Origin of the sequence: Nonomuraea angiospora (genome assembly GCF_014873145.1) — a bacterium.
In the GTDB taxonomy this organism is placed as follows: domain Bacteria; phylum Actinomycetota; class Actinomycetes; order Streptosporangiales; family Streptosporangiaceae; genus Nonomuraea; species Nonomuraea angiospora.
This window is the reverse complement of record NZ_JADBEK010000001.1, coordinates 2,947,073-2,965,317: the sequence shown is the minus strand read 5'-3', so window position 1 is coordinate 2,965,317 and position 18,245 is coordinate 2,947,073. Positions and strand designations below refer to the sequence as shown.

Below are 18,245 nucleotides of genomic sequence, written 5' to 3'. Positions count from 1 at the left end.
CCGCTATGCGGGCTGGTCGGCTTCACCTCCGGCCTGAAGGCCGGAGCACTGCCGACGATTCCGGTAGCGCAACGCCGAGGTGGCGACACCGGTGGTCCTGGCCAGCTCGCCGATCGTCAACAGCTCGTCCGGCTTGACGTCAAGGGCGCTTGAAGCCGTCGGCTGGCGCCCGTGAGGTCGAAGACGCTCAAGCAACGCGTGATAACCCGGGTCGTACGTCAGTTCGGCCGACCGCGCCGTCTGACCGGACACCTCATGGCTCACCGCGCCTCCAATCGCCAACGCAACCGCTGGGTGGGTGGTGTCCCAGCGCGACGTGCAGCCCACGGACCGGGTGATCGAGGCCGGCTTCGGCCCCGGTCTGGCCATTGCCCAGCCAGCCCGCCCCGCCATCCGAGGACGGCTCAACGGTATCGACATTCCGAGGTCATGGCCCGCCGAGCCGGCAAGCACAACGCGGCCGCCGTCCGCGCCGCCCGGGGCGCACAGCGGCTCGACCTGCGCTCCGACGAGCCGCTCGACGCTCAACGCCGCCGTGATGGAGGATTCCTACCGGCGCAGGGCCGTGGAGCTCGCGACCTGGATCCGGACGGAGGACGGCGCGGCGGCCGTCATCGCGGCCGTGCGCGAGCACACCGGCGCTCCTCGGTGATCGGCGAGGTCGGGCGGGAAGCATGCCCGCGCCTCCCGCTGATCGGCGAGGTCAGGCGCGTGTCGCGCGGTCGAAGAGCTCGACCAGCTCGTCCGCGCACCGATCAGGGTCGAGGCCCTTGACGAGGCGGTCGGCCACCCCGTCGATGGACGCGCGCAGAGCCGTGCCCATCAACCCGCCGTCGAACTCCCGGAACGCCCCCGCCTGCTGCCCCTCCGCGAACAGCGCCGCCAGCCTGGCGACCGCGGCGTCCTGCTCGTCGCCGCCCACGGGCACCTGGTTGAACGCGATCTGCTGCACCGCCCGCACGTGCTCGGGATGGGCGGCGATGAAGGCGATGTTCGCCCTGATGAACGCCTCGAGCTGGGCGCGCGCCCCGGAGGCGGCGTCGAGCGCCGGGCGCATGAAGGCGGCCGCGTCCTCGACGACCTGGCGGACGACGGCCTCGAAAAGGTGGTCCTTGCTGGAGAAGTGGTAGGAGATCAGCCGCTTGCTGCTGAGCCCCGCCTGCTCGCAGATGGCCTCGAACGTGGTCTCCGCGTAGCCGCGCCGCGCCAGCACGGCGATCGTGGCGGAGGCGATCTGTGCTTTGCGGGCCTCGGTGGCCGCCCGGCGGGTCGCGGAGCTCTGCATTCAGCCCAGCTTGCCACGCTTCGGGAACGCCTGCCGTACGGCACGTCGGTTGACGAGCAGGGCGACGGCGGCGACCAGCACGCCGACCAGGGCCTGCTCCGCCTTCATCCAGCCGGGATAGCCGCTGTCCGGGGCGACGAGGATGAGGACGATCCCGATGGGGGCGGCGATGGTGACGAAGCGGATGCGTACGTAGGCCGATCTCTTTCCCCGGGCGGCCTGCCCCGCGAGGGCGACGAGCCAGACGGCGGTCACGGCCACGGCGGCGCCGCGGAGCCACACCACCCAGTTGCCGCCGATCAGGGCGGCCACGCCGAGGGTCGCGACGGAGATGACGAGCACGGCCACGAAGAGGGCGCGGACGGCAGCCCATACTTTATTATCCATGCGAGTAAATTTACACAGACGGATAACAAGTCTCAAGGGTCGCGGGTGATGACTTCGGGGCCGGAGTCGGTGACGATGACGTCCTCCTCGTGGCTGGCGCCCCCCACGGAGTGCATCGCGATCCGGCGCTCCAGCGCCAGGCACATCCCGGCCTCGATGAGGCCGTCCGCGTCCGGACCGCCCTCAGTGATCCACGGCGGCTCCAGCGACAGGCCGAGCCCGTGGCCCCAGAGGCCGTCCGTCTCCGACCAGGGCAGCCCGTGATGGACGGCGAACGCCGACCGCTCGAACACCTGCTGACACCGCCGCGCCACCTCGCCGAAGCGCCGGCCGGGCCGCAGCAGCTCGATCCCGGCCAGCACGCTCTCCCGCACCGCCTCCAGCAGCCGCCGCTGCTCCGTGGTCGGCTCGCCGCCGACGACCCAGGTACGGGCCAGGTCGAACAGGTAGCCGCGCACGGAGCCGTACAGGTCGATCCTGATCAGGTCGCCCTCGGCCAGCCGCCGGTCGGCGGAGTAGGGCGTCGGGCCCGAGGCGGCGAAGGTGTAGGACTCGGCGCCGGAGGAGATGCCCATGCCGGAGTAGGCGCCGCCCGCCCGGACGATCTCGGCGATCGCGGCCGCCGCCACGTCGGCCTCGGTGGCGCCCGGCACGGCGGCCTCCCGGGCGGCGGACACCGCGCGCACCCCGAGTGCCCCCGAGGCGCGCAGCAGGTCGAGCTCGGCGGGGCTCTTGATCCGGCGCGCCTCCCAGGCCAGGTCGTCGGCGCACACCAGCTCGTGCCCCGGCAGCACCGAACGCAGCCGGCACCACCACGGCGCGGCCATCGCCTCGTAGCCGATCAACGCGACCCGCCCCGGCCGGATCGACTCCCTGATCTCCTCGGCCAGGGCGTCCACGAGATCGGGCGCCACCTGGACCCGCGCCGCCGGCCGGGGCTCCTGGAGGTCCCTGGAGTCGGTCAGCAGGACGGCGGGGTGCTCAGTGAGAGGAGGGTCGTCCACGGGCAGGACCACGGCCGCGTGGCCGCGCGCCCGCCAGTGGCCGGGGAAGTCGGGGATGAACGGCTGGTGCTGGTAGAAGCCCGTCAGGTAGTAGACGTCGGCGTAATGGTCCTGCGCCGAACCGCCTCTCGACCAGGCCACCACCCCGCGGAACCCCGCCCGCGCGGCCAGCCGCCCCATGGCCGCCTGCCGCGCCGCGTACTCCTCGCCACCGATCCCCAGCACATTCGAGTTCTGCCCAGGTCAGAGGCCGGTTCACCTGGCCGCGGCCGTCAGAGGCCCCTCAGAGCCCCTTGAGGAACGACGCCGCCACCGGCGCCGCGACCTTGCCGCCCGCGCCGCCGCCCTCCACGACCACCGCGAACGCCACGTCCCCCTTGAAGCCCATGAACCAGGCGTGGGTGTCCAGGTCGTCGCCGGTGCCGAACTCGGCCGTGCCGGTCTTGCCGTGCGTGCCGGCGGGCAGGCCGGCCGCCTTGGCCGTGCCCTTGGACACCACGGCCGCCATCATCGAGTGCAGCTGCTCCTTGACCCCGTCGGGCAGCGGGCGCTCGGTGGCCTTCTGCTTCAGCGAGGGCACCAGCGTCGGCGGCCGCCACGTGCCGTCCGCGATGGCGGCGGCCACGGAGGCCATCGTCAGCGGGCTGGCCGTGATCCTGGCCTGCCCGAACGACTCCGCGGCCAGCTCCGCGTCGGACTGGGCCCGGGGGAAGCTGGGCTTGGCGGCCGGGACCCCGATGTTCAGGGGCTGGTTGAAGCCCACGTCCTCGGCCGTCTTCAGCAGCTTGTCGGCGCCCAGCTTCTGCTCGGCCAGCGGCGCGAACGTCGTGTTGCACGAGTGGGCGAACGAGTCGAGGAACGACAGCGACCCGAACGCCTCCTTGTCGGAGTTGCGGACCTTCAGCCCGCCGATGGTCGCGTACATCGGGCACGTCACCGTGTCCGACGGCGACATCCCGGCCGCCAGCAGGCCGATCGCCGTGACCGCCTTGAACGTCGAGCCGGGCGGGTAGCGGCCGTCCAGCGCCCGGTTGAAGCCACCCTGGTTGTTGACCACGGCCAGGATCTCGCCCGTGGACGGCTTGATCGCCACCATCGACGTGGGCTTCTTCATGTCCTTGACCGCGCCCACCGCCGCGGCCTGCGCGCGCGGGTCAAGCGTGGTCTGGACGGGCTCGCCGTCGCTGCCCTCGATGGTCTCCAGCGTCTTGCCGCCGAGCTGGATCTCGGTGGCGGGCGTGCCCGCCAGCCGCTTCTGGAACGTCTCCTGCAGCCCGCCGCGCCCGACCGCCTGGCCGACCTTGTAGGCGGAGCCCAGCTTGGCCACGTCCTTCTTGTCGGCCTTGTCGAGGTAGCCGACGAGCTGCTGCACCGACCCGCCGACCGTGCCCGTGTCGATCCGGTCTCCCCGGGCGTCGGTGATCTCGGCCCGGTCGGGCCAGCGGGTCTTGAGCTTGAACTCGGCCCCGGCGGCCATCGACGGGTGGAGCGCGGCGGGCTTCCAGTCGACCTTCCAGGTGCGGTCGGCCACCATGAGGTCGATCTGGCCCTGGTAGGACCACTTGCCGATGTTCTTGAGGGTCAGGGTCGCGGTGTAGGGGGCGCGGGCCCGGTCGCCGGTCTCGGTGATCTTGCCGAGCTTGATGTCCGCCGACTCGACGGCGAGTGCGCTGCGTTGCTGGTCGTACGCGTTGAGCTGCTGCGGTTTGGCGAGCTCCGCCCCCATGGCGGTCCAGTTGCCGGCCTGCCACGCGGCGGTGAAGCGCTGCGCCGTCTCGGCGGGCGTCCCCCTCGTGTGCAGCAGGTAGTACGCGCCCCCGGCCGCGGCCCCCACCGCGAGCACGGTGGCGCTGGACACGATCGCGATGGTACGACCACGCGCCACGCTACATCCCCCTGATCCTCGACGACATTGTCACGACACGCCGTTGGCCGCCTTGTAGCTGGCGGCGTAGGTCGGCACGTATTCCTGCCCGGACAGCTTCTGGATGGCCGCCATGATCTCGTCGGTCACCTGCCGCCGGTCGCGCGCCTTGGTGTGGTCGCCCTCGAACCGCATGGGCTCGCCGATGGCGATGCCGATCCGCGCGGGCCTGGGCACCTTCGAGCCGACCGGCAGCACCTTCTCGGTGCCGCTGAGCGCCACGGGCAGCACCGGGGCGCCCGTCTTGAGCGTCAGCCAGGCCACGCCGACCTTGCCGCGGTAGAGGCGGCCGTCGGGGGAGCGGGTGCCCTCCGGGTGGATGCCGAACAGCTCGCCGCGCTCCAGCAGCTCCGCGGCGGAGTCGAGCATGGTCTGGGCGGCGTGCGCGCTCTCCCTGTCGATCGGCAGGCTGCCGCCCAGCCGCATGAAGAAGCCGGAGACCGGGTTGCCGTCGAAGTACTCGTTCTTGGCGGTGAAGGTCACGTGCCGCGGCAGCAGCGCCGGCAGCAGGAACGAGTCGAGGATCGACAGGTGGTTGGCGGCCAGGATCGCGGGCCCGCTCCTGGGCACGTGCACCGCGCCCGAGATGTGCGGCCGGCACATCGCGTGCGCGAGCGGCGCGGCGGCGAACTTGACCACTTCGTACAGCAACGAGCTCTCCTGATCATCGGGCCGGTCGGCCACCCCACCATAAAGCAGGCGCCCCGCCCGTTGGGCGGGACGCCTGGAAAAGTCGTTGATGCCGATGTGGCGGTCGCCTCCTCGGCGAGATGCACAACACGGCTCCAGCCGAACGGTATTCCGTGAAGGCGGTAATTTGCGGCCCGGGGGACACAGACCACATCGGCAACTCGAGTTAAGCACACGGTCCGGGCATGGGGGTAATCGCGCCCCCCTCATGGGCGACACGTGACCTGAGCTTGGCGATCTTCGAGGGCCCCCGAGGGCCCCGGGTCCGTCCGGTCACCCACCGTGACCGCCGCTCCGCCGGGAAAATAATTTGAGCTCTTATTGGCCTGCCGTGTTGAATTCACGACGTAAGCACGACTCGGTGCGGGCACGGGTCGAAGTTCGTCGGTTACCACTTTTAATGGGGAGTCGCAGGTTCGAGTCCTGCCCGGGGCCAACGCTCCGGTAGCTCAGTCGGCAGAGCGCCAACGCCGGCGGACACCCCCATATCCGTGCCCTCTCCGAGCCTCGGGGGCGGGTCGAAGCAGGCCGGTTATCGCTTCGGGTGCCGGAAGCGCGGGGTTCGACTCCCCGCCGCGCGGGTGCTTCCGCGTGTCGCGTAGTGGCAGCGCGCCGTAAAAGACCGGTCCGCATTTCCATATCCGTCCCCCTTTTTTTCCATACATCCGCCATTCGGGCGGGTCGAGACGTACGAGGTGAAAACCATGGCGCGAAACCGTGACCCCCTCGCCGGCGTTTCCGCGTTCGCCACGCCGCAGACCCAGCCGCTGCCCGGCCGCGCCGACCAGGTGCGCAACGCGGCCGGCGGCTACGTCTTCGAGAAGGACCTGTGGCAGCGCGTCGAGGACTTCCTGATCCTCGGCACCACGGGCGGCACCTACTACGTGTCGCAGGAGCAGCTCACCGCCGGCAACGCCGCGGCGCTGTTCGAGGCGATCGCCGAGGACGGCCCGCGCGTCGTCGAGCTGCTCACCGGCATCTCGACCGCGCGCCCGCCGCGCGCCCCCAAGCAGCGCCCTGCGCTGTTCGCGCTGGCCGCCGCCTACGCGCGCGGTGACGCGGCCACCCGGCAGGCGGCCAAGCTCGCCCTGCCCAAGGTGGCCCGCACGACCGACCACCTCGCCTCCTTCTTCGGCTACTACAAGAACCTCGGCGGCAAGCCGACCGCGCGCGGCACCGCGCCGGTCACCGGCCGGTCCCTGCGCACGGCGCTCGCCTCCTGGTTCTCCGCCGGCAGCCCCGACGACGTCGCGTTCAAGGTGTGCAAGGCCCGCCAGCGCAGGACGCCGCAGGGCGAGACGTTCGACCTGCGCGACGTCCTGCGCATCGCCCACCCCAAGGCGGACGGCCCGCAGCGGGCGCGGCTGTTCGGCTGGATCGCCGGCAACGTCTCCGACGAGCTGGCGCGCGAGACGCTGGAGCCGGTGGACCGGTTCCTGACCGCCAAGGCGGTCACCACGGCCCGCGAGGCGATCCAGGTGGTGACCGAGCGCAAGGTGCCGTGGGAGTTCCTGCCGGACGCCGTGCTGAGGGAGCCGAAGGTGTGGGACGCGCTGGTCGACACGATCGGCATGACCGCGCTGCTGCGCAACCTGGCCCGCATGACGCGGATCGGCACGCTCACCCCGAAGGGCGAGGCCACCCGGCGCGCGGTCGCCCGGCTCACCGACCGCGACGCGCTGCTGCGGGCGCGCATCCACCCGATGGACGCGTTCCTGGCGCTGCGCGTGTACGGCTCGGGCCGCGCCCAGCCCAACCCGCGCGCCGACGCGCACACGTGGGCGCCGGTCCCGGCGATCCGGGACGCGCTGGAGGAGACGTACGAGCTGGCGTTCGGCTCCGTCGAGCCCACGGGCCGGCGGCTGCTGGTCGCGGTCGACTCCTCCGCCTCGATGAGCTGGGGCGGCGTCATGGTCGGCGGCTCGTCGATCGGCGCACCGTACAAGGTGGGCTGCGCCATGGCGGTCATGCTGGCCCGCATCGAGCGCGGGAACGTGCACGTCATCGACGTGGACACCAACGTCCACGCCTCGAAGGTGACCCCGCGCACCAACCTGCGCGAGATCCGCTCCTGGCAGCCGTCCGGCGGCGGCACCGACCTGTCGCTGCCGTTCCGCTGGGCGCGCGAGCAGCGGATGGCGGTGGACGGCATCGTGGTGTTCACCGACAACGAGACGTGGGCGGGGCGCGCCCACCCGTCGCAGGAGCTCGGCGCCTACCGCCGCACCGTGGCGGCGGACGCCCGCGTGGTCGTCGCGGCGATGACCGCCGTCGGCCACTCGATCGGCGACCCCGGCGACGAGGGCGTGCTGAACGTGGCGGGCCTGGACGCGTCGCTGCCGATGGTCGTCAACGGGTTCGTCCGCGCGTAGGACGCGTGGGACCTGACCGGGAGCGCCCGGTCAGGTCCTCGTCCAGCGCGGCTGCTTCACGTCGAAGACCCGCTGCTCGCGCCCGCGCAGCGCCACCTCGGCGAACTGCCACAGGATCGCCCCCGTCGGCGCGTGGACCACGATGGACGGCCCCAGCGGCATCTGCAGCAGCTTGCCGCGCCAGCGCGGCACCCCCGGCGCCAGGAACCACTCCAGCGGCACGTCGTGCACCGAGGCCACCTCGCGCGGGTCGGCCACCGGCTGCTGGACGCCGCCGAACGCCACCACCGGCGTGATCACGAAGCCGGAGTCGGTGACGAAGTCGTCGAGCATCCCGGCCACCTCGACCCCGGTGACGCCCGTCTCCTCGGCGAGCTCGCGCAGCGCCGCGTCCACGGCGCGTTCCCCGTCGTCCAGGCGCCCGCCGGGCAGCGCCCACTGACCCGGGTTGCGCCCGTGGGCGGCCCGCTTGATCAGGATCGTGTACGGGACCCGCTCGGCGTCCTCCAGGACGCACACGGTGACGGCGGCCCTGCGCACCCCGCCGGTGGGCGGGACCTGCCGGCGGTCGAAGGCGGTCAAATGGGACCTGATCTGCTCCTGCAGCACGTCGATTGGCGACAGCACACTTCAAGGATGTCACGGGGCTCCGGACGGGCACGCCGGGGCCGGGTCTCACGACGGGCCGTGCGGCAGCCGTACGGTGACGCTCAGCCCTCCTTCCGGCCGGGCGGCCGCGGTGACCTGGCCGCCGTGCGCGCGCACGATGGCCCGCACGATCGACAGCCCCAGCCCCGCGCCCTTGAACGAGCGCACCCGGTCGCCGTGGAGCCGGCTGAACGGCTCGAACAGGTCGTCCACCTCGTACGGAGGCACCGCCGGCCCGGTGTTGCGCACCGTGACCACCGCGTCGCCGCCCTGCCGCCGCAGCGCGAGCCAGATCTCGCCGTCGCGCACGTTGTGCTTGATCGCGTTCTCCAGCAGGTTGAACACGCACCGCTCCAGGAACAGCGGATCCCCCTCGACCAGCACCGGCCGCAGGTCCTGGTGGAGCGTGACGGGCCGCCTGCGCGACTGCAGGTCGATCTGCTCCAGCGCGGTGCGCACGACCTGCTCCAGGTCCACCGGCCTGCGCACGGTGAGCTCCTGCTCCGACTGCGCGAGCAGCAGCAGGCCCTCGATGAGCCGCTCGTAGCGGGCGTTCGTGCCGAGCAGCGCCCTGGCCAGCGCCTTGAGGTCCTCGGAGGCGGCCGGCTCCTCCAGCGACACCTCCAGCACCGTACGGTTGATGGCCAGCGGCGTGCGCAGCTCGTGCGAGGCGTTGGCGATGAAGCGCCGCTGCGCGTCGAACACCCGGTGCAGCCGCTCCAGCATCGCGTCGAACGTGTCCGCCAGCCGCCTGACCTCGTCGGGCGGCCCCCGCAGCCCGATGCGCTCGTGCAGGGTGCTCTCCGACAGCCGCTGCGCCGCCTCCGTCACCCGGTCGAGCGGGCGCAGCGCCCGGTCGGCCACCACGTAGCCGAGCACGAGCGCCACCACGCCGACCAGGATCATCACGAGCATGGACGAGCGCACCATCTCGCTGAGCACGTTGCCGGCCCGGTTCTCGATGTCGCCCATGAACACGACGTCCTCGACCATCGGGCGCGCCGCGTCCAGGCCCCCGGGCGCGTTCTGGATCTTCCTGAACCCGGTGACGAACTGCTGGTTCAGCGCCTGGCCGGTGATGAGGTAGGTGAGCCAGAGCAGGATCGACCCGGCCACGAAGAACAGGCCGCCGTACAGCAGCGTGAGCCGCAGCCGCAGCCGCCTGCTGCTCCACCACGACCGGGCGACGATCAAAGCCGGTACCCCTTGCCGGGCACGTTCAGGATCGCCGACGGCACGCCGAGCTTCTTGCGCAACGACGTGATCGTGACCCGCAGCGCGCCCGTGCCCGGGTCGGCGTGCTCGTCCCAGACGCTCCTGCGCAGCTCGCCGGAGGTGACCAGCTCGCCGTCCGCGCCGAGCAGCACGCGCAGCACGTCGAACTCCTTGCGGTTCAGCGACACCGGCCGCCCGTCCCTGGTGACCGTGCGGCGGGACGGGTCGAGCGCGATGCCGCCGCGTTCGAGCGGGGGCACCGCGGAGCGGGGCGAGCGGCGGGCCAGCGCCCGGACCCGGGCCACCAGCTCGGCGAACGCGAACGGCTTGACCAGGTAGTCGTCCGCGCCCAGCGACAGCCCGTCGATCTTGTCGCGGATCTGTCCCGCCGCGGTCAGCATGAGCACCCGGCCGCCCCCGCCGCCCTCGCGCAGCCGCCGGCACACGTCGTCGCCGTGCACCTCGGGCAGGTCCCGGTCGAGCACCACCACGTCGTAGTCCACGTACGCGGCCCGCTCCAGGGCGTCCTGCCCGTCGTAGGCCACGTCCACGGCGATCGCGTGCAGCCGCAGCCCGTGCGCGACCGCGTCCGCCAGCCGTTCCTCGTCCTCGACGACAAGCACCCGCATCGCCGCCCCTTTCCTTCTGGCACCCGAGCGTGACGGATCACGTGTTAGGGCCGGATAAACCGGCGGGGCGGGCTTATCCGGTTCTAGCACCCCATGGGCTGGAGTGAGGCCGCGCGCCGGGCGAAGGACCCGGGCGCGAAGGAGCGAACGTCATGAACGTACGGCTGTTGCTGGCCGCCGTCCCCCTCACGCTGGCGCTGGCCGCGTGCGGCGGCACGGCGCCCAAGGACGACGGCGTGGCCAGCGCCGGCGGCGGCACCGCGTCCGCCGGGCCCACGGCCACCCCGTCGGCGTCGCTGGACCCGCAGGAGGCCCAGCTGAAGTACGCGCAGTGCATGCGCGAGCACGGCATCGACGTGCCCGACCCGCAGAACGGCCAGCTCCGGGTGGAGGTCCCCAAGAGCGTGGGCCGCGACAAGATGGACAAGGCCCAGAAGGCGTGCCAGCCCATCATGGACGCCGTCGTCCGCGACCACACGCCCAGCCGGCAGGACTACGACCAGATGGTCAAGTTCGCGCAGTGCATGCGCCGGCACGGCGTCGACATGCCCGACCCCAAGCCCGGCGAGGGCATGCGCTTCGAGATCAGGAACGGCTCGAAGGACAAGATCGAGGCCGCGCACAAGGCCTGCGAGCAGTACGCGCCCGGCGGCGGCAAGAAGCCAGGGGAAACGTCGTGAGGAAGGGGATCCTGCTGAGCGGCGGCACGGTCCTGGCCGTCGCCGCGACGTGGACCGCGGTGGCCGTCATGAACGACGGCGGCCCCGGCGCCGCCACGCCCGCCAGGTCCCCGGTCCCCGCCACCGCGGACATCGCCCGGCAGGACCTGGTGGAGACCAAGACCGTGGACGGCGCCCTCACCTACGCGGGGGAGCGCCGGATCGCCTCCGGCGCCTCCGGCACCGTGACGTGGGTGGCCGCCCAGGGCGCGGTGGTCCGCCGCGGCCGCCCGCTGATCAAGGTGGACCGCAGGCCGCTCGTGCTCATGTACGGCAGCCTGCCGCTGTACCGGACCCTGCAGCGTGGCGTGTCCGACGGGCCGGACGTCGAGCAGCTGGAGCGCAACCTCAAGGCGCTCGGGTACGGCGACTACCTCACCGTGGACGACCACTTCAGCTACGCCACCGAGCAGGCGGTCAAGGACTGGCAGGAGGACAGGGGGCTGGCGGAGAGCGGGCGGGTGGACGCAGCCCAGGTCGTGTTCCAGCCGGCCGCCGTACGCGTGACCGACGCCAAGGCCGAGGTCGGAGCCAGGACCGCGCCCGGACAGCAGGCGCTCACGGTGAGCGGCATCCGCCGCCTGGTCCACGTGGACCTGGACACCGGCGACCAGTCGCTGGCCCGCAAGGGCGCCAAGGTCACGGTGACGCTCCCCGGCGGCGAGCGGGCCGGCGGCCGGATCACGTCGGTCGGGACGGTCGCGGAGTCCTCGGGATCGGACCGGGACGCGACCACCACCATCGACGTGGACATCACCCTCGCCAAACCGCCGAGGACGAAGCTGGACCAGGCGCCGGTCGAGGTGGAGATGGCCAGCGCCCGCCACCCGAACGTTCTGGCGGTGCCCGTCGAGGCGCTGCTGGCGCTGCGCGAGGGCGGCTTCGGGGTCGAGGTGGTGGAGGGCGCGGCGAGCCGGATCGTGGCGGTCGAGACCGGGGCGTTCGGCGGCGGCCTGGTCGAGATCAAGGGCGCGGGGCTGGCCGAGGGCATGAAGGTCGGGGTGCCGGTCCAGTGAACGGCCCAGGGAACTGCATCGTCGAGTTGCGCGGGGTGACCAAGACGTACGCCGGAGACGTGCACGCCCTGCGCGGCGTGGACCTGACCATCGACCGGGGCGACCTGCTGGCCATCGTCGGCCCGTCCGGATCGGGCAAGTCCACCATGCTCCACATGATCGGCACCCTCGACCGCCCCACCTCCGGCACCGTGCGCGTCGCCGGCCACGACGTCGCGACCCTGTCGGACCGGGAGCTGTCCGGGCTGCGCTCGCGCACCCTGGGGTTCGTCTTCCAGCAGTTCCACCTCGCGCCCGGCGTCAGCGCGCTCGACAACGTGGCCGACGGCCTGCTCTACACGGGCACGGGCCGCCGCGTCCGCCGCGAACGCGCCGCCGCCGCGCTGGAACGGGTCGGGCTCGGCCACCGGCTGCGGCACCGGCCGTCGGAGCTGTCCGGCGGCGAGCAGCAGCGGGTGGCCGTCGCCCGGGCCGTGGCGGGCGACCCTCCGCTGCTCCTCGCCGACGAGCCGACGGGCAACCTGGACTCCCACGCGGGCGCCGACGTGCTGGCCGTCCTGGCGGACCTGCACGAGGCCGGCACCACCGTCGCCGTCATCACCCACGACGCCGAGATCGCCGGCTGGTGCGCCCGCCAGGTACGCCTGCGCGACGGCCTCGTCGTCGACGGCCACGAGCACGACCACCTGAGCCCCGTGGAGCTGTTGAGAGGAGCCGGGCGTTGACCGACCACCACCACCGGGCCGGGGCGCGGCTCGCGCCCGGCCGGCTCAGCCTCGGGGACGTGCTGCGCGTCGGGGCCGCCGGGCTGCGCGCCCGCCCGACGAGGGTGATCCTGTCGGCCCTCGGCATCGCCATCGGCATCGCGACGATGATCGCCGTGATCGGGATCTCGTCCTCCTCCCGCGAGCAGCTCCTGCGCCAGCTCGACAGGCTCGGCACCAACCTGCTCACGGTGGCTCCGGGGCAGACCATGTTCGGGGAGGAGGCCAAGCTGCCGACCGGCGCGCTGGCCATGGTCCAGCGCATCCGCCCGGTCCGGACGGCCGCGGCCACGGGCGGCGTGGAGGCCACCGTACGCCGCAACAACCACATCCCCGAAGCCGTCACCGGCGGCATCGCCGTCCAGGCGGCCAGCACCACTCTCCTGACCACCCTGGAGGGCTCGGTGACCAAGGGCACCTGGCTCAACGACGCCACCGCCCGGCAGCCGGCCGTCGTGCTCGGCGCGCAGGCCGCCGAACGGCTCGGCCTGGCCAGGACCGGCGTACAGGTGTGGATGGGCGGCCGCTGGTTCACGGTCATCGGGATCCTCGGGCCGATGCCGCTGGCCCCGGAGATCGAACGCTCGGCCCTGGTCGGCTTCCCCGCGGCGCGGGAGCTGCTGGGCTTCGACGGCTACCCCACCACCATCTACGAGCGCTCCTCGGACGAGGCGGTGGAGTCGGTGCGCCAGGTGCTGCCCCGCACCGTCAACCCCGAGAACCCGGAGGAGGTCACCGTCAGCAGGCCGTCGGACGCCCTGGCAGCCAAGGCCGCCGCCGCGGGCGCCTTCACCAACCTGCTGCTCGGGCTCGGCGCGGTGGCCCTGCTCGTGGGCGGGGTCGGGGTGGCCAACACCATGGTCATCTCCGTGCTGGAGCGGCGCAGGGAGATCGGCCTGCGCCGCTCGCTCGGAGCCACCCGCGGTCAGGTGCGCGTCCAGTTCCTCGCCGAGTCGCTGCTGCTGTCCGCCCTGGGCGGGGTGGCGGGCGCGGTCCTGGGCGCGCTGGCGACCGCCGGTTACGCCCTGTCGCGGGGCTGGCCGCCGGTGGTCCCGCCGTGGGCGCTGGGCGGGGCGGTCGGGGCGACCCTGCTGATCGGCACGCTCGCCGGGCTGTACCCCGCCATGCGGGCCGCCCGCCTGTCGCCCACGGTCGCCCTCGCCACCACCTGAGGGCTGCTAGGACAGGAAGCCGCGGATCGCGGCCGCGACCTGCTCGGGGCGTCCGCGCTGGTCGGCGTTGCCGGTCGCGCTGTGGTCCAGACCTCGCAGGTCCACGCGCCGGGCATGGGGCAGGACACGCTCCAGCCCGGTGAGCGCGGACTTCAGATAGGCGGGGCTCCGGGTGCCGCCGAGCAGGAGCACTTCCGTCTCGATCGACCGGTAGAGGTCCAGGGCGCCGGCCGTCTCCGCCACCAGCTGCCCGTCGTTGTGCAGCGACGGGGCCAGCTCCCGGAACGTCGGCTCCCCCTCGACCGCGGCCTTGTCCTGACTTTTCAGCATCATGGCCGTGAGCGGCTCCAGGATCGCCCGCGGTATGACGTTGAAGACCGGCGGGCCCAGCCGCGCCGCCCTCATCCCGGTGACCAGCGCCGCCGGGATACGGCCGGAGGCGAGCTCCCGGTCGAAGCGCGCCAGCCAGCCGGCCGGGAAGGAGCCGTCGATGTCCAGCGGCGGCTCGAAGATGACGGCCTTGCGCAGGCCGGGCCGCACGAGCGCGGTGCGCAGCGTGATGATGGCGCCCGAGCTCACGCCGACGACGCGGTCCGCCCCGGTCGCGGTCAGCAGCGCGTCGAGGTCCTCGACCTCGCGATCGAGGCGGTAGTCCGGACCTGACGGGCCGCTGCGGCCCCGGCCGCGGCGGTCGGGCACGTAGCAGGTGAACTCGTCGGCGAGGGCCTGGGCCAGCTCGATGTTGCTGTGGCCGGTCTGCATCGCTCCGTGCAGCAGCACCAGCCCGGGGCCGCGGCCGAGCCGGCGGTAGCTGATCGTGGTGCCGTCCTTCGACGTCACGGTGTCGAGAGTGGTCGTGATCGTGGTCATGGTGACTCCCCATGGTTCGGTCCGTGAAGGGGAGCCCGGCTATTGTTACGAGTGCCATCTCGTGTCCGGGGTCCCGCTTCACGGGCATTTCGGTACGAAGGTCTCCCGGCGGCGGTGTTCCCGCACCGCCGCCGGTCTTGCGATCGGCCACCGGGCTCTTCGCCGGTCGCCGAGGTCAATCCGCTGTGCTGCCCCACTCCGCGATGTCCGCCACCTCAGGGGGCAGCTCGCCGGTCCGGTGGAAGGCCCGCCATCCATCCAGGTCGGGGAACGTGCCGGAGGTCAGCTCGGCCAGCAGCGCGCCCACCCAGCCCGCCTCCGCCTCCCGCATCGCCAGCGCGTACTCGGACTCGAGGAGGAACAGCCTGGGCACCTCCTCCCGGTCCCGCTCCAGGGCCCGGCGCGCCTCCTGGAGCTGCTGCTCCAGGAGGTCCAGGCGCTGCCGCAGCAGCGGCACCACCTCGTCCGGGCCGAGCCCGCCCAGCACCGACAACCCCGCCTCGAACGCCGACGGCTCCCGCACGGGCGTGGACAGCAGCTCGCGCGTCCAGTCGTCGGCCTCCTCCCGGCCGGCTTCGGTGACGCGGTAGACGGTCCGCTCGGGGCGGGCGCCCTCTCTGAGGCTCTCCACGGCCTCGATCAGGCCGTGCTTCTCCAGGTTGCGGACGACGGTGTAGAGGGATCCCCACTTGATCGGCATGTCCTGGTCCTTGCCGCGCGCCCGTAGCACCGAGGCCATCTCGTACGGGTGCATCGGCCGCTGCCCGGCCACCGTCAGCACGGCCAGAGCCAGCAGGTTCGCGACCCTGCGCCGTTTGGTCATCCGGGCTCAACTCCCTCGTGGACGATTACTCGTATGCGAGCATACGCGCGCGAGTATCCGCCACGCAATAGGGAAGCGCGGTGCGTCCGCGAGATCGGAGGCGGCGCGGCGGGGTGGGGGAGCGTGAGGGGCCTGCTGTGCGCCGCGCGTCCTGCATGCGGAGGCGGTGTCGGGCGCTACGGGAGGCGGCCTGCTGTGCGCCGCGCGTCCTGGAGGCGGGGTGCTACGGGAGGGCAGCTCAACCGGTGGACGGGAGCGGGTGGGCGGGGGAGGACAAGCGGCGCCGCCCCGGGAGGGGGTCACGTCATACGGAGTCGGTGACGCCCGGGGCGGCTCGGGTCAGGACATGCTGCTCACGAGGATCACGCCGAGGACGATGCCGATGATCATCCCGACGCCGGCGGCGACGGCGGCCCACTTGCCCAGCGGCTCGCCCCGCGTGTGACCGACGATGCCCAGCACGATGCCCGCCAGGCCGAACAGGATCGGGATGAACAGCACGGCCACCACCGCGCAGACGAACCCGATGATCGACAGGACCTGGTTGCTCGGCGGCTGCTTGTAAGGAGGCTGCGGATACGGGGGCGGCTGCGACCACTGGGTGTTGGGATCGTCGCCCTGGGGCGGGTCCTGCGAAGAGGTCACTTGCGGGCTCCTCTCGAGACGTGAACCACATCACACACCGAAGGGCCCAGTCCTGTCGAGCCGAACGAACCAGGACATCTACCGATTTCAGGCTGCTTCTGTGGGATGAGAAAGCTGGGGCGGGAGTGGCCTGGAGTGAACGACGTCCAGCCGGGAGACGGCCCGGGTGAGGGCGACGTACAGGCGGTTCAGGCCGCGCCGCTCGGCTTCGGCGACGGCGGCGGGCTCGGCCAGGATCACGTGGTCGTACTCCAGTCCCTTGGCCAGCGAGGCGGGCAGCACGGTGAGGCGTTCGCCCGCGTCCAGGCCCTCGTCCCGGAGCGCGGACGCGAGCGCCTCGACGTCGGCGTCCGCCGCGATCACCCCGATCGACCCCTCGAACGCCATCGCCTCGCGCGCCGCCTCGACCACGCCCTTCTCCAGCACGCTCACGCGGGTGACGCGCAGGCGGCCGTCGGAGCGGTACGAGCGCGTCGCGGGCACCTGCGTGCCAAGCGCCGCCAGCAGCGTGTTGGCCAGCTCCACCACGGCCGCCGGGACCCTGAAACCGGTGGTCAGGGCGATGATCTGGCCGTCCGGCTTGCCCAGCAGCGCCATGCGCTCCGGCCAGGAGGCGGCCGCCCACGGCGTGGTGCCCTGGGCCAGGTCGCCGAGCACGGTGAGCGAGCCGTGCTCGGCGCGCCTGGCCACGGCCCTGCACTCCATGGGGGACAGGTCCTGGGCCTCGTCCACGATGACGTGGCCGTAGCCGCGCGGGCGCTCGATGAGGGCGGCGATCTCGTCGAGCAGGACGAGGTCGGCCGTCGTCCACTTGGCGCTCTTGACGCTGCGGGGCGGCCTGGCCCAGGTGATCGCCTCCCACTCGGCCTCCGTCAGCGCGCCGTCCCCCGGGCTCTCCGCCGGCCCGCGCAGGACCTCGTACAGGACCTCCTCGGGTTTGACGGCGGGCCAGACGGCGTCCAGGAACGGGGTGACGGCGCGGGAGATCTTGCGGGTCCAGGCCGCGCCCGCCGTCTGCCCGCGCGCCTCGGCCTGGCGCTGGATCGCGGCCACGATCCGGGCCCGCACCCGCTCGCGGCCCACTCCGTACGGCAGGGACTCGCGGCGCGTGTCGTCCACGATGCGGCGCAGCTCGTCCTCGGGCACCCGCCACCGGTACGAGCCGTCCGCCACCGCCACCGGCTCGACCGGCTTCGCGATCCGCCGGTACAGCGCCCCTCGCAGCACCCCGGCCATCCGGACGTCGTGCTTGACCAGCGCGGCGGCCTCGCTGTCGGCGGCGGTGACGGGGACGGGGACGGTGCTGGGGGCCAGCAGGCGCTCCAGGGTGGTCTGCTCGACGTCCACCTCGCCGAGCGCGGGCAGCACGGCCGAGATGTAACCGAGGAAGGCCCGGTTGGGGCCGAGGACGAGGACGCCGGAGCGTTCGAGCCGCTGCCGGTGCGCGTACAGCAGGTACGCGGCCCGGTGCAGGCCGACCGCCGTCTTGCCGGTGCCCGGCGCGCCCTGGACGCAGATCGAGGTGTCCAATTCGGCGCGTACGAGGTCGTCCTGCTCGGGCTGGATGGTGGCCACGATGTCGCGCATGGGGCCGACGCGGGGGCGCTCGATCTCGGCGGCCAGGATGCGCGACTCGCCTTCCTCGCCCCGTTCGAGCCGTTCGTCCTCGAAGCTCGTCAGCGTCGTGCCCGACCAGCCGAAGCGGCGGCGTACCGCGACGCCCTGGGGGTCGCGGGCGCTGGCCCGGTAGAAGGCCCGCGAGACCGGCGCGCGCCAGTCGATCACCACGGGCGGGCCGCCGTGCTCGCCGGTGATGTGCCGGCGGCCGATGTGGTACGCGCGCCCGCGGTGCTCGGCCGAGCCCGCGCCGAAGTCCAGCCGGCCGAAGAACGGCGGGCCCTCGGGCTCCTCGCTCAGCTCCTTGGCCAGGCTCTTGAGGTGGCGGCCCAGCCGCTCGGCGCTGTAGCGGTCGCCGGCCACGGTCTCTCCGATGATCACGTTGTCGCGCGCGCCTTCGAGCATCCTGCGCAGTCCGGCCTTGCAGCGTTCGACGTACTGCCTCTCGTCGTCGAGCGTCCCCAT

At 72.8% G+C, this 18,245-nt stretch carries 19 protein-coding genes; 6 read left to right on the top strand and 13 right to left on the bottom strand.

All coding sequences use genetic code 11. From position 1 onward, the window contains the following. Nucleotides 1-3: 3 nt before the first annotated feature. Entirely contained in the window at nucleotides 4-264 is a 261-nt protein-coding gene (locus tag H4W80_RS13515; RefSeq protein ID WP_192785410.1) for a hypothetical protein, read from the bottom strand. Nucleotides 265-301: 37 nt separating this feature from the next. On the opposite strand from H4W80_RS13515, the gene H4W80_RS13510 reads away from it, so the two are divergent. Continuing rightward, nucleotides 302-652 carry a hypothetical protein gene (locus H4W80_RS13510; RefSeq protein WP_192785409.1) on the top strand — a complete coding sequence of 117 codons (351 nt, stop codon included), beginning with the start codon at nucleotides 302-304 and terminating at the stop codon, nucleotides 650-652. Nucleotides 653-703: 51 nt separating this feature from the next. On the opposite strand, the gene H4W80_RS13505 is transcribed toward H4W80_RS13510, so the two are convergent. Genes H4W80_RS13505 through H4W80_RS13485 form a run of 5 tightly spaced genes read right to left on the bottom strand, consistent with a single transcriptional unit; the run spans nucleotide 704 to nucleotide 5,251 of the window. Continuing rightward, nucleotides 704-1,285: a TetR/AcrR family transcriptional regulator gene (locus H4W80_RS13505; protein ID WP_192785408.1), complete on the bottom strand. Its 582-nt coding sequence runs from the start codon at nucleotides 1,283-1,285 to the stop codon at nucleotides 704-706. Further along, nucleotides 1,286-1,672, bottom strand: a complete 387-nt coding sequence (locus H4W80_RS13500) for a hypothetical protein (protein WP_192785407.1) — start codon at nucleotides 1,670-1,672, stop codon at nucleotides 1,286-1,288. Nucleotides 1,673-1,704: 32 nt separating this feature from the next. Then, nucleotides 1,705-2,901: a M24 family metallopeptidase gene (locus H4W80_RS13495; RefSeq protein WP_192785406.1), complete on the bottom strand. Its 1,197-nt coding sequence runs from the start codon at nucleotides 2,899-2,901 to the stop codon at nucleotides 1,705-1,707. 58 nt (nucleotides 2,902-2,959) lie between these two features. Further along, complete coding sequence (locus tag H4W80_RS13490; RefSeq protein ID WP_318786850.1) at nucleotides 2,960-4,534, bottom strand: penicillin-binding transpeptidase domain-containing protein; 1,575 nt, start codon at nucleotides 4,532-4,534, stop codon at nucleotides 2,960-2,962. Between the two features lie 57 nt (nucleotides 4,535-4,591). Continuing rightward, complete coding sequence (locus tag H4W80_RS13485) at nucleotides 4,592-5,251, bottom strand: lysophospholipid acyltransferase family protein (protein ID WP_225963417.1); 660 nt, start codon at nucleotides 5,249-5,251, stop codon at nucleotides 4,592-4,594. Nucleotides 5,252-5,994: 743 nt separating this feature from the next. Between H4W80_RS13485 and H4W80_RS13480 the strand changes: the two genes are divergently transcribed. Next, nucleotides 5,995-7,662, top strand: a complete 1,668-nt coding sequence (locus tag H4W80_RS13480) for a TROVE domain-containing protein (RefSeq protein ID WP_192785404.1) — start codon at nucleotides 5,995-5,997, stop codon at nucleotides 7,660-7,662. A gap of 30 nt (nucleotides 7,663-7,692) precedes the next feature. On the opposite strand, the gene H4W80_RS13475 is transcribed toward H4W80_RS13480, so the two are convergent. The 3 genes from H4W80_RS13475 to H4W80_RS13465 are packed head-to-tail and all read right to left on the bottom strand — an operon-like array spanning nucleotide 7,693 to nucleotide 10,154. Beyond that, the gene (locus H4W80_RS13475) at nucleotides 7,693-8,289 is read right to left on the bottom strand and encodes an NUDIX hydrolase (protein WP_192785403.1); all 597 of its coding nucleotides are present in this window, start codon (nucleotides 8,287-8,289) and stop codon (nucleotides 7,693-7,695) included. Between the two features lie 48 nt (nucleotides 8,290-8,337). Beyond that, nucleotides 8,338-9,504, bottom strand: coding sequence for a sensor histidine kinase (locus H4W80_RS13470; protein ID WP_192785402.1), 1,167 nt, complete (start codon nucleotides 9,502-9,504; stop codon nucleotides 8,338-8,340). Next, nucleotides 9,501-10,154: a response regulator transcription factor gene (locus H4W80_RS13465; RefSeq protein WP_192785401.1), complete on the bottom strand. Its 654-nt coding sequence runs from the start codon at nucleotides 10,152-10,154 to the stop codon at nucleotides 9,501-9,503. The genes H4W80_RS13470 and H4W80_RS13465 overlap by 4 nt, the downstream gene beginning before the upstream one ends. Before the next feature lie 152 nt (nucleotides 10,155-10,306). Between H4W80_RS13465 and H4W80_RS13460 the strand changes: the two genes are divergently transcribed. Genes H4W80_RS13460 through H4W80_RS13445 form a run of 4 tightly spaced genes read left to right on the top strand, consistent with a single transcriptional unit; the run spans nucleotide 10,307 to nucleotide 13,825 of the window. Continuing rightward, the gene (locus H4W80_RS13460) at nucleotides 10,307-10,834 is read left to right on the top strand and encodes a hypothetical protein (protein WP_192785400.1); all 528 of its coding nucleotides are present in this window, start codon (nucleotides 10,307-10,309) and stop codon (nucleotides 10,832-10,834) included. Continuing rightward, entirely contained in the window at nucleotides 10,831-11,889 is a 1,059-nt protein-coding gene (locus H4W80_RS13455) for an efflux RND transporter periplasmic adaptor subunit (protein ID WP_318786849.1), read from the top strand. The genes H4W80_RS13460 and H4W80_RS13455 overlap by 4 nt, the downstream gene beginning before the upstream one ends. After that, a complete protein-coding gene (locus H4W80_RS13450) occupies nucleotides 11,886-12,614 on the top strand; it encodes an ABC transporter ATP-binding protein (protein WP_318786848.1) in 729 nt (242 codons plus the stop codon). The genes H4W80_RS13455 and H4W80_RS13450 overlap by 4 nt, the downstream gene beginning before the upstream one ends. Further along, nucleotides 12,611-13,825: an ABC transporter permease gene (locus H4W80_RS13445; RefSeq protein ID WP_192785399.1), complete on the top strand. Its 1,215-nt coding sequence runs from the start codon at nucleotides 12,611-12,613 to the stop codon at nucleotides 13,823-13,825. Before H4W80_RS13450 ends, H4W80_RS13445 begins: the two co-directional genes overlap by 4 nt. A gap of 6 nt (nucleotides 13,826-13,831) precedes the next feature. Here the strand turns inward: H4W80_RS13445 and H4W80_RS13440 are convergent, their stop codons facing one another. The 4 genes from H4W80_RS13440 to H4W80_RS13425 all read right to left on the bottom strand — a co-directional run bounded on the left by H4W80_RS13440 (nucleotide 13,832) and on the right by H4W80_RS13425 (nucleotide 18,245). After that, nucleotides 13,832-14,695: an alpha/beta fold hydrolase gene (locus tag H4W80_RS13440; protein ID WP_192785398.1), complete on the bottom strand. Its 864-nt coding sequence runs from the start codon at nucleotides 14,693-14,695 to the stop codon at nucleotides 13,832-13,834. A gap of 175 nt (nucleotides 14,696-14,870) precedes the next feature. Next, nucleotides 14,871-15,518, bottom strand: a complete 648-nt coding sequence (locus H4W80_RS13435; RefSeq protein ID WP_192785397.1) for a PadR family transcriptional regulator — start codon at nucleotides 15,516-15,518, stop codon at nucleotides 14,871-14,873. Nucleotides 15,519-15,857: 339 nt separating this feature from the next. Further along, nucleotides 15,858-16,163, bottom strand: a complete 306-nt coding sequence (locus tag H4W80_RS60645) for a hypothetical protein (RefSeq protein ID WP_225963416.1) — start codon at nucleotides 16,161-16,163, stop codon at nucleotides 15,858-15,860. 87 nt (nucleotides 16,164-16,250) lie between these two features. After that, nucleotides 16,251-18,245 carry a HelD family protein gene (locus H4W80_RS13425; protein ID WP_192785396.1) on the bottom strand — a complete coding sequence of 665 codons (1,995 nt, stop codon included), beginning with the start codon at nucleotides 18,243-18,245 and terminating at the stop codon, nucleotides 16,251-16,253.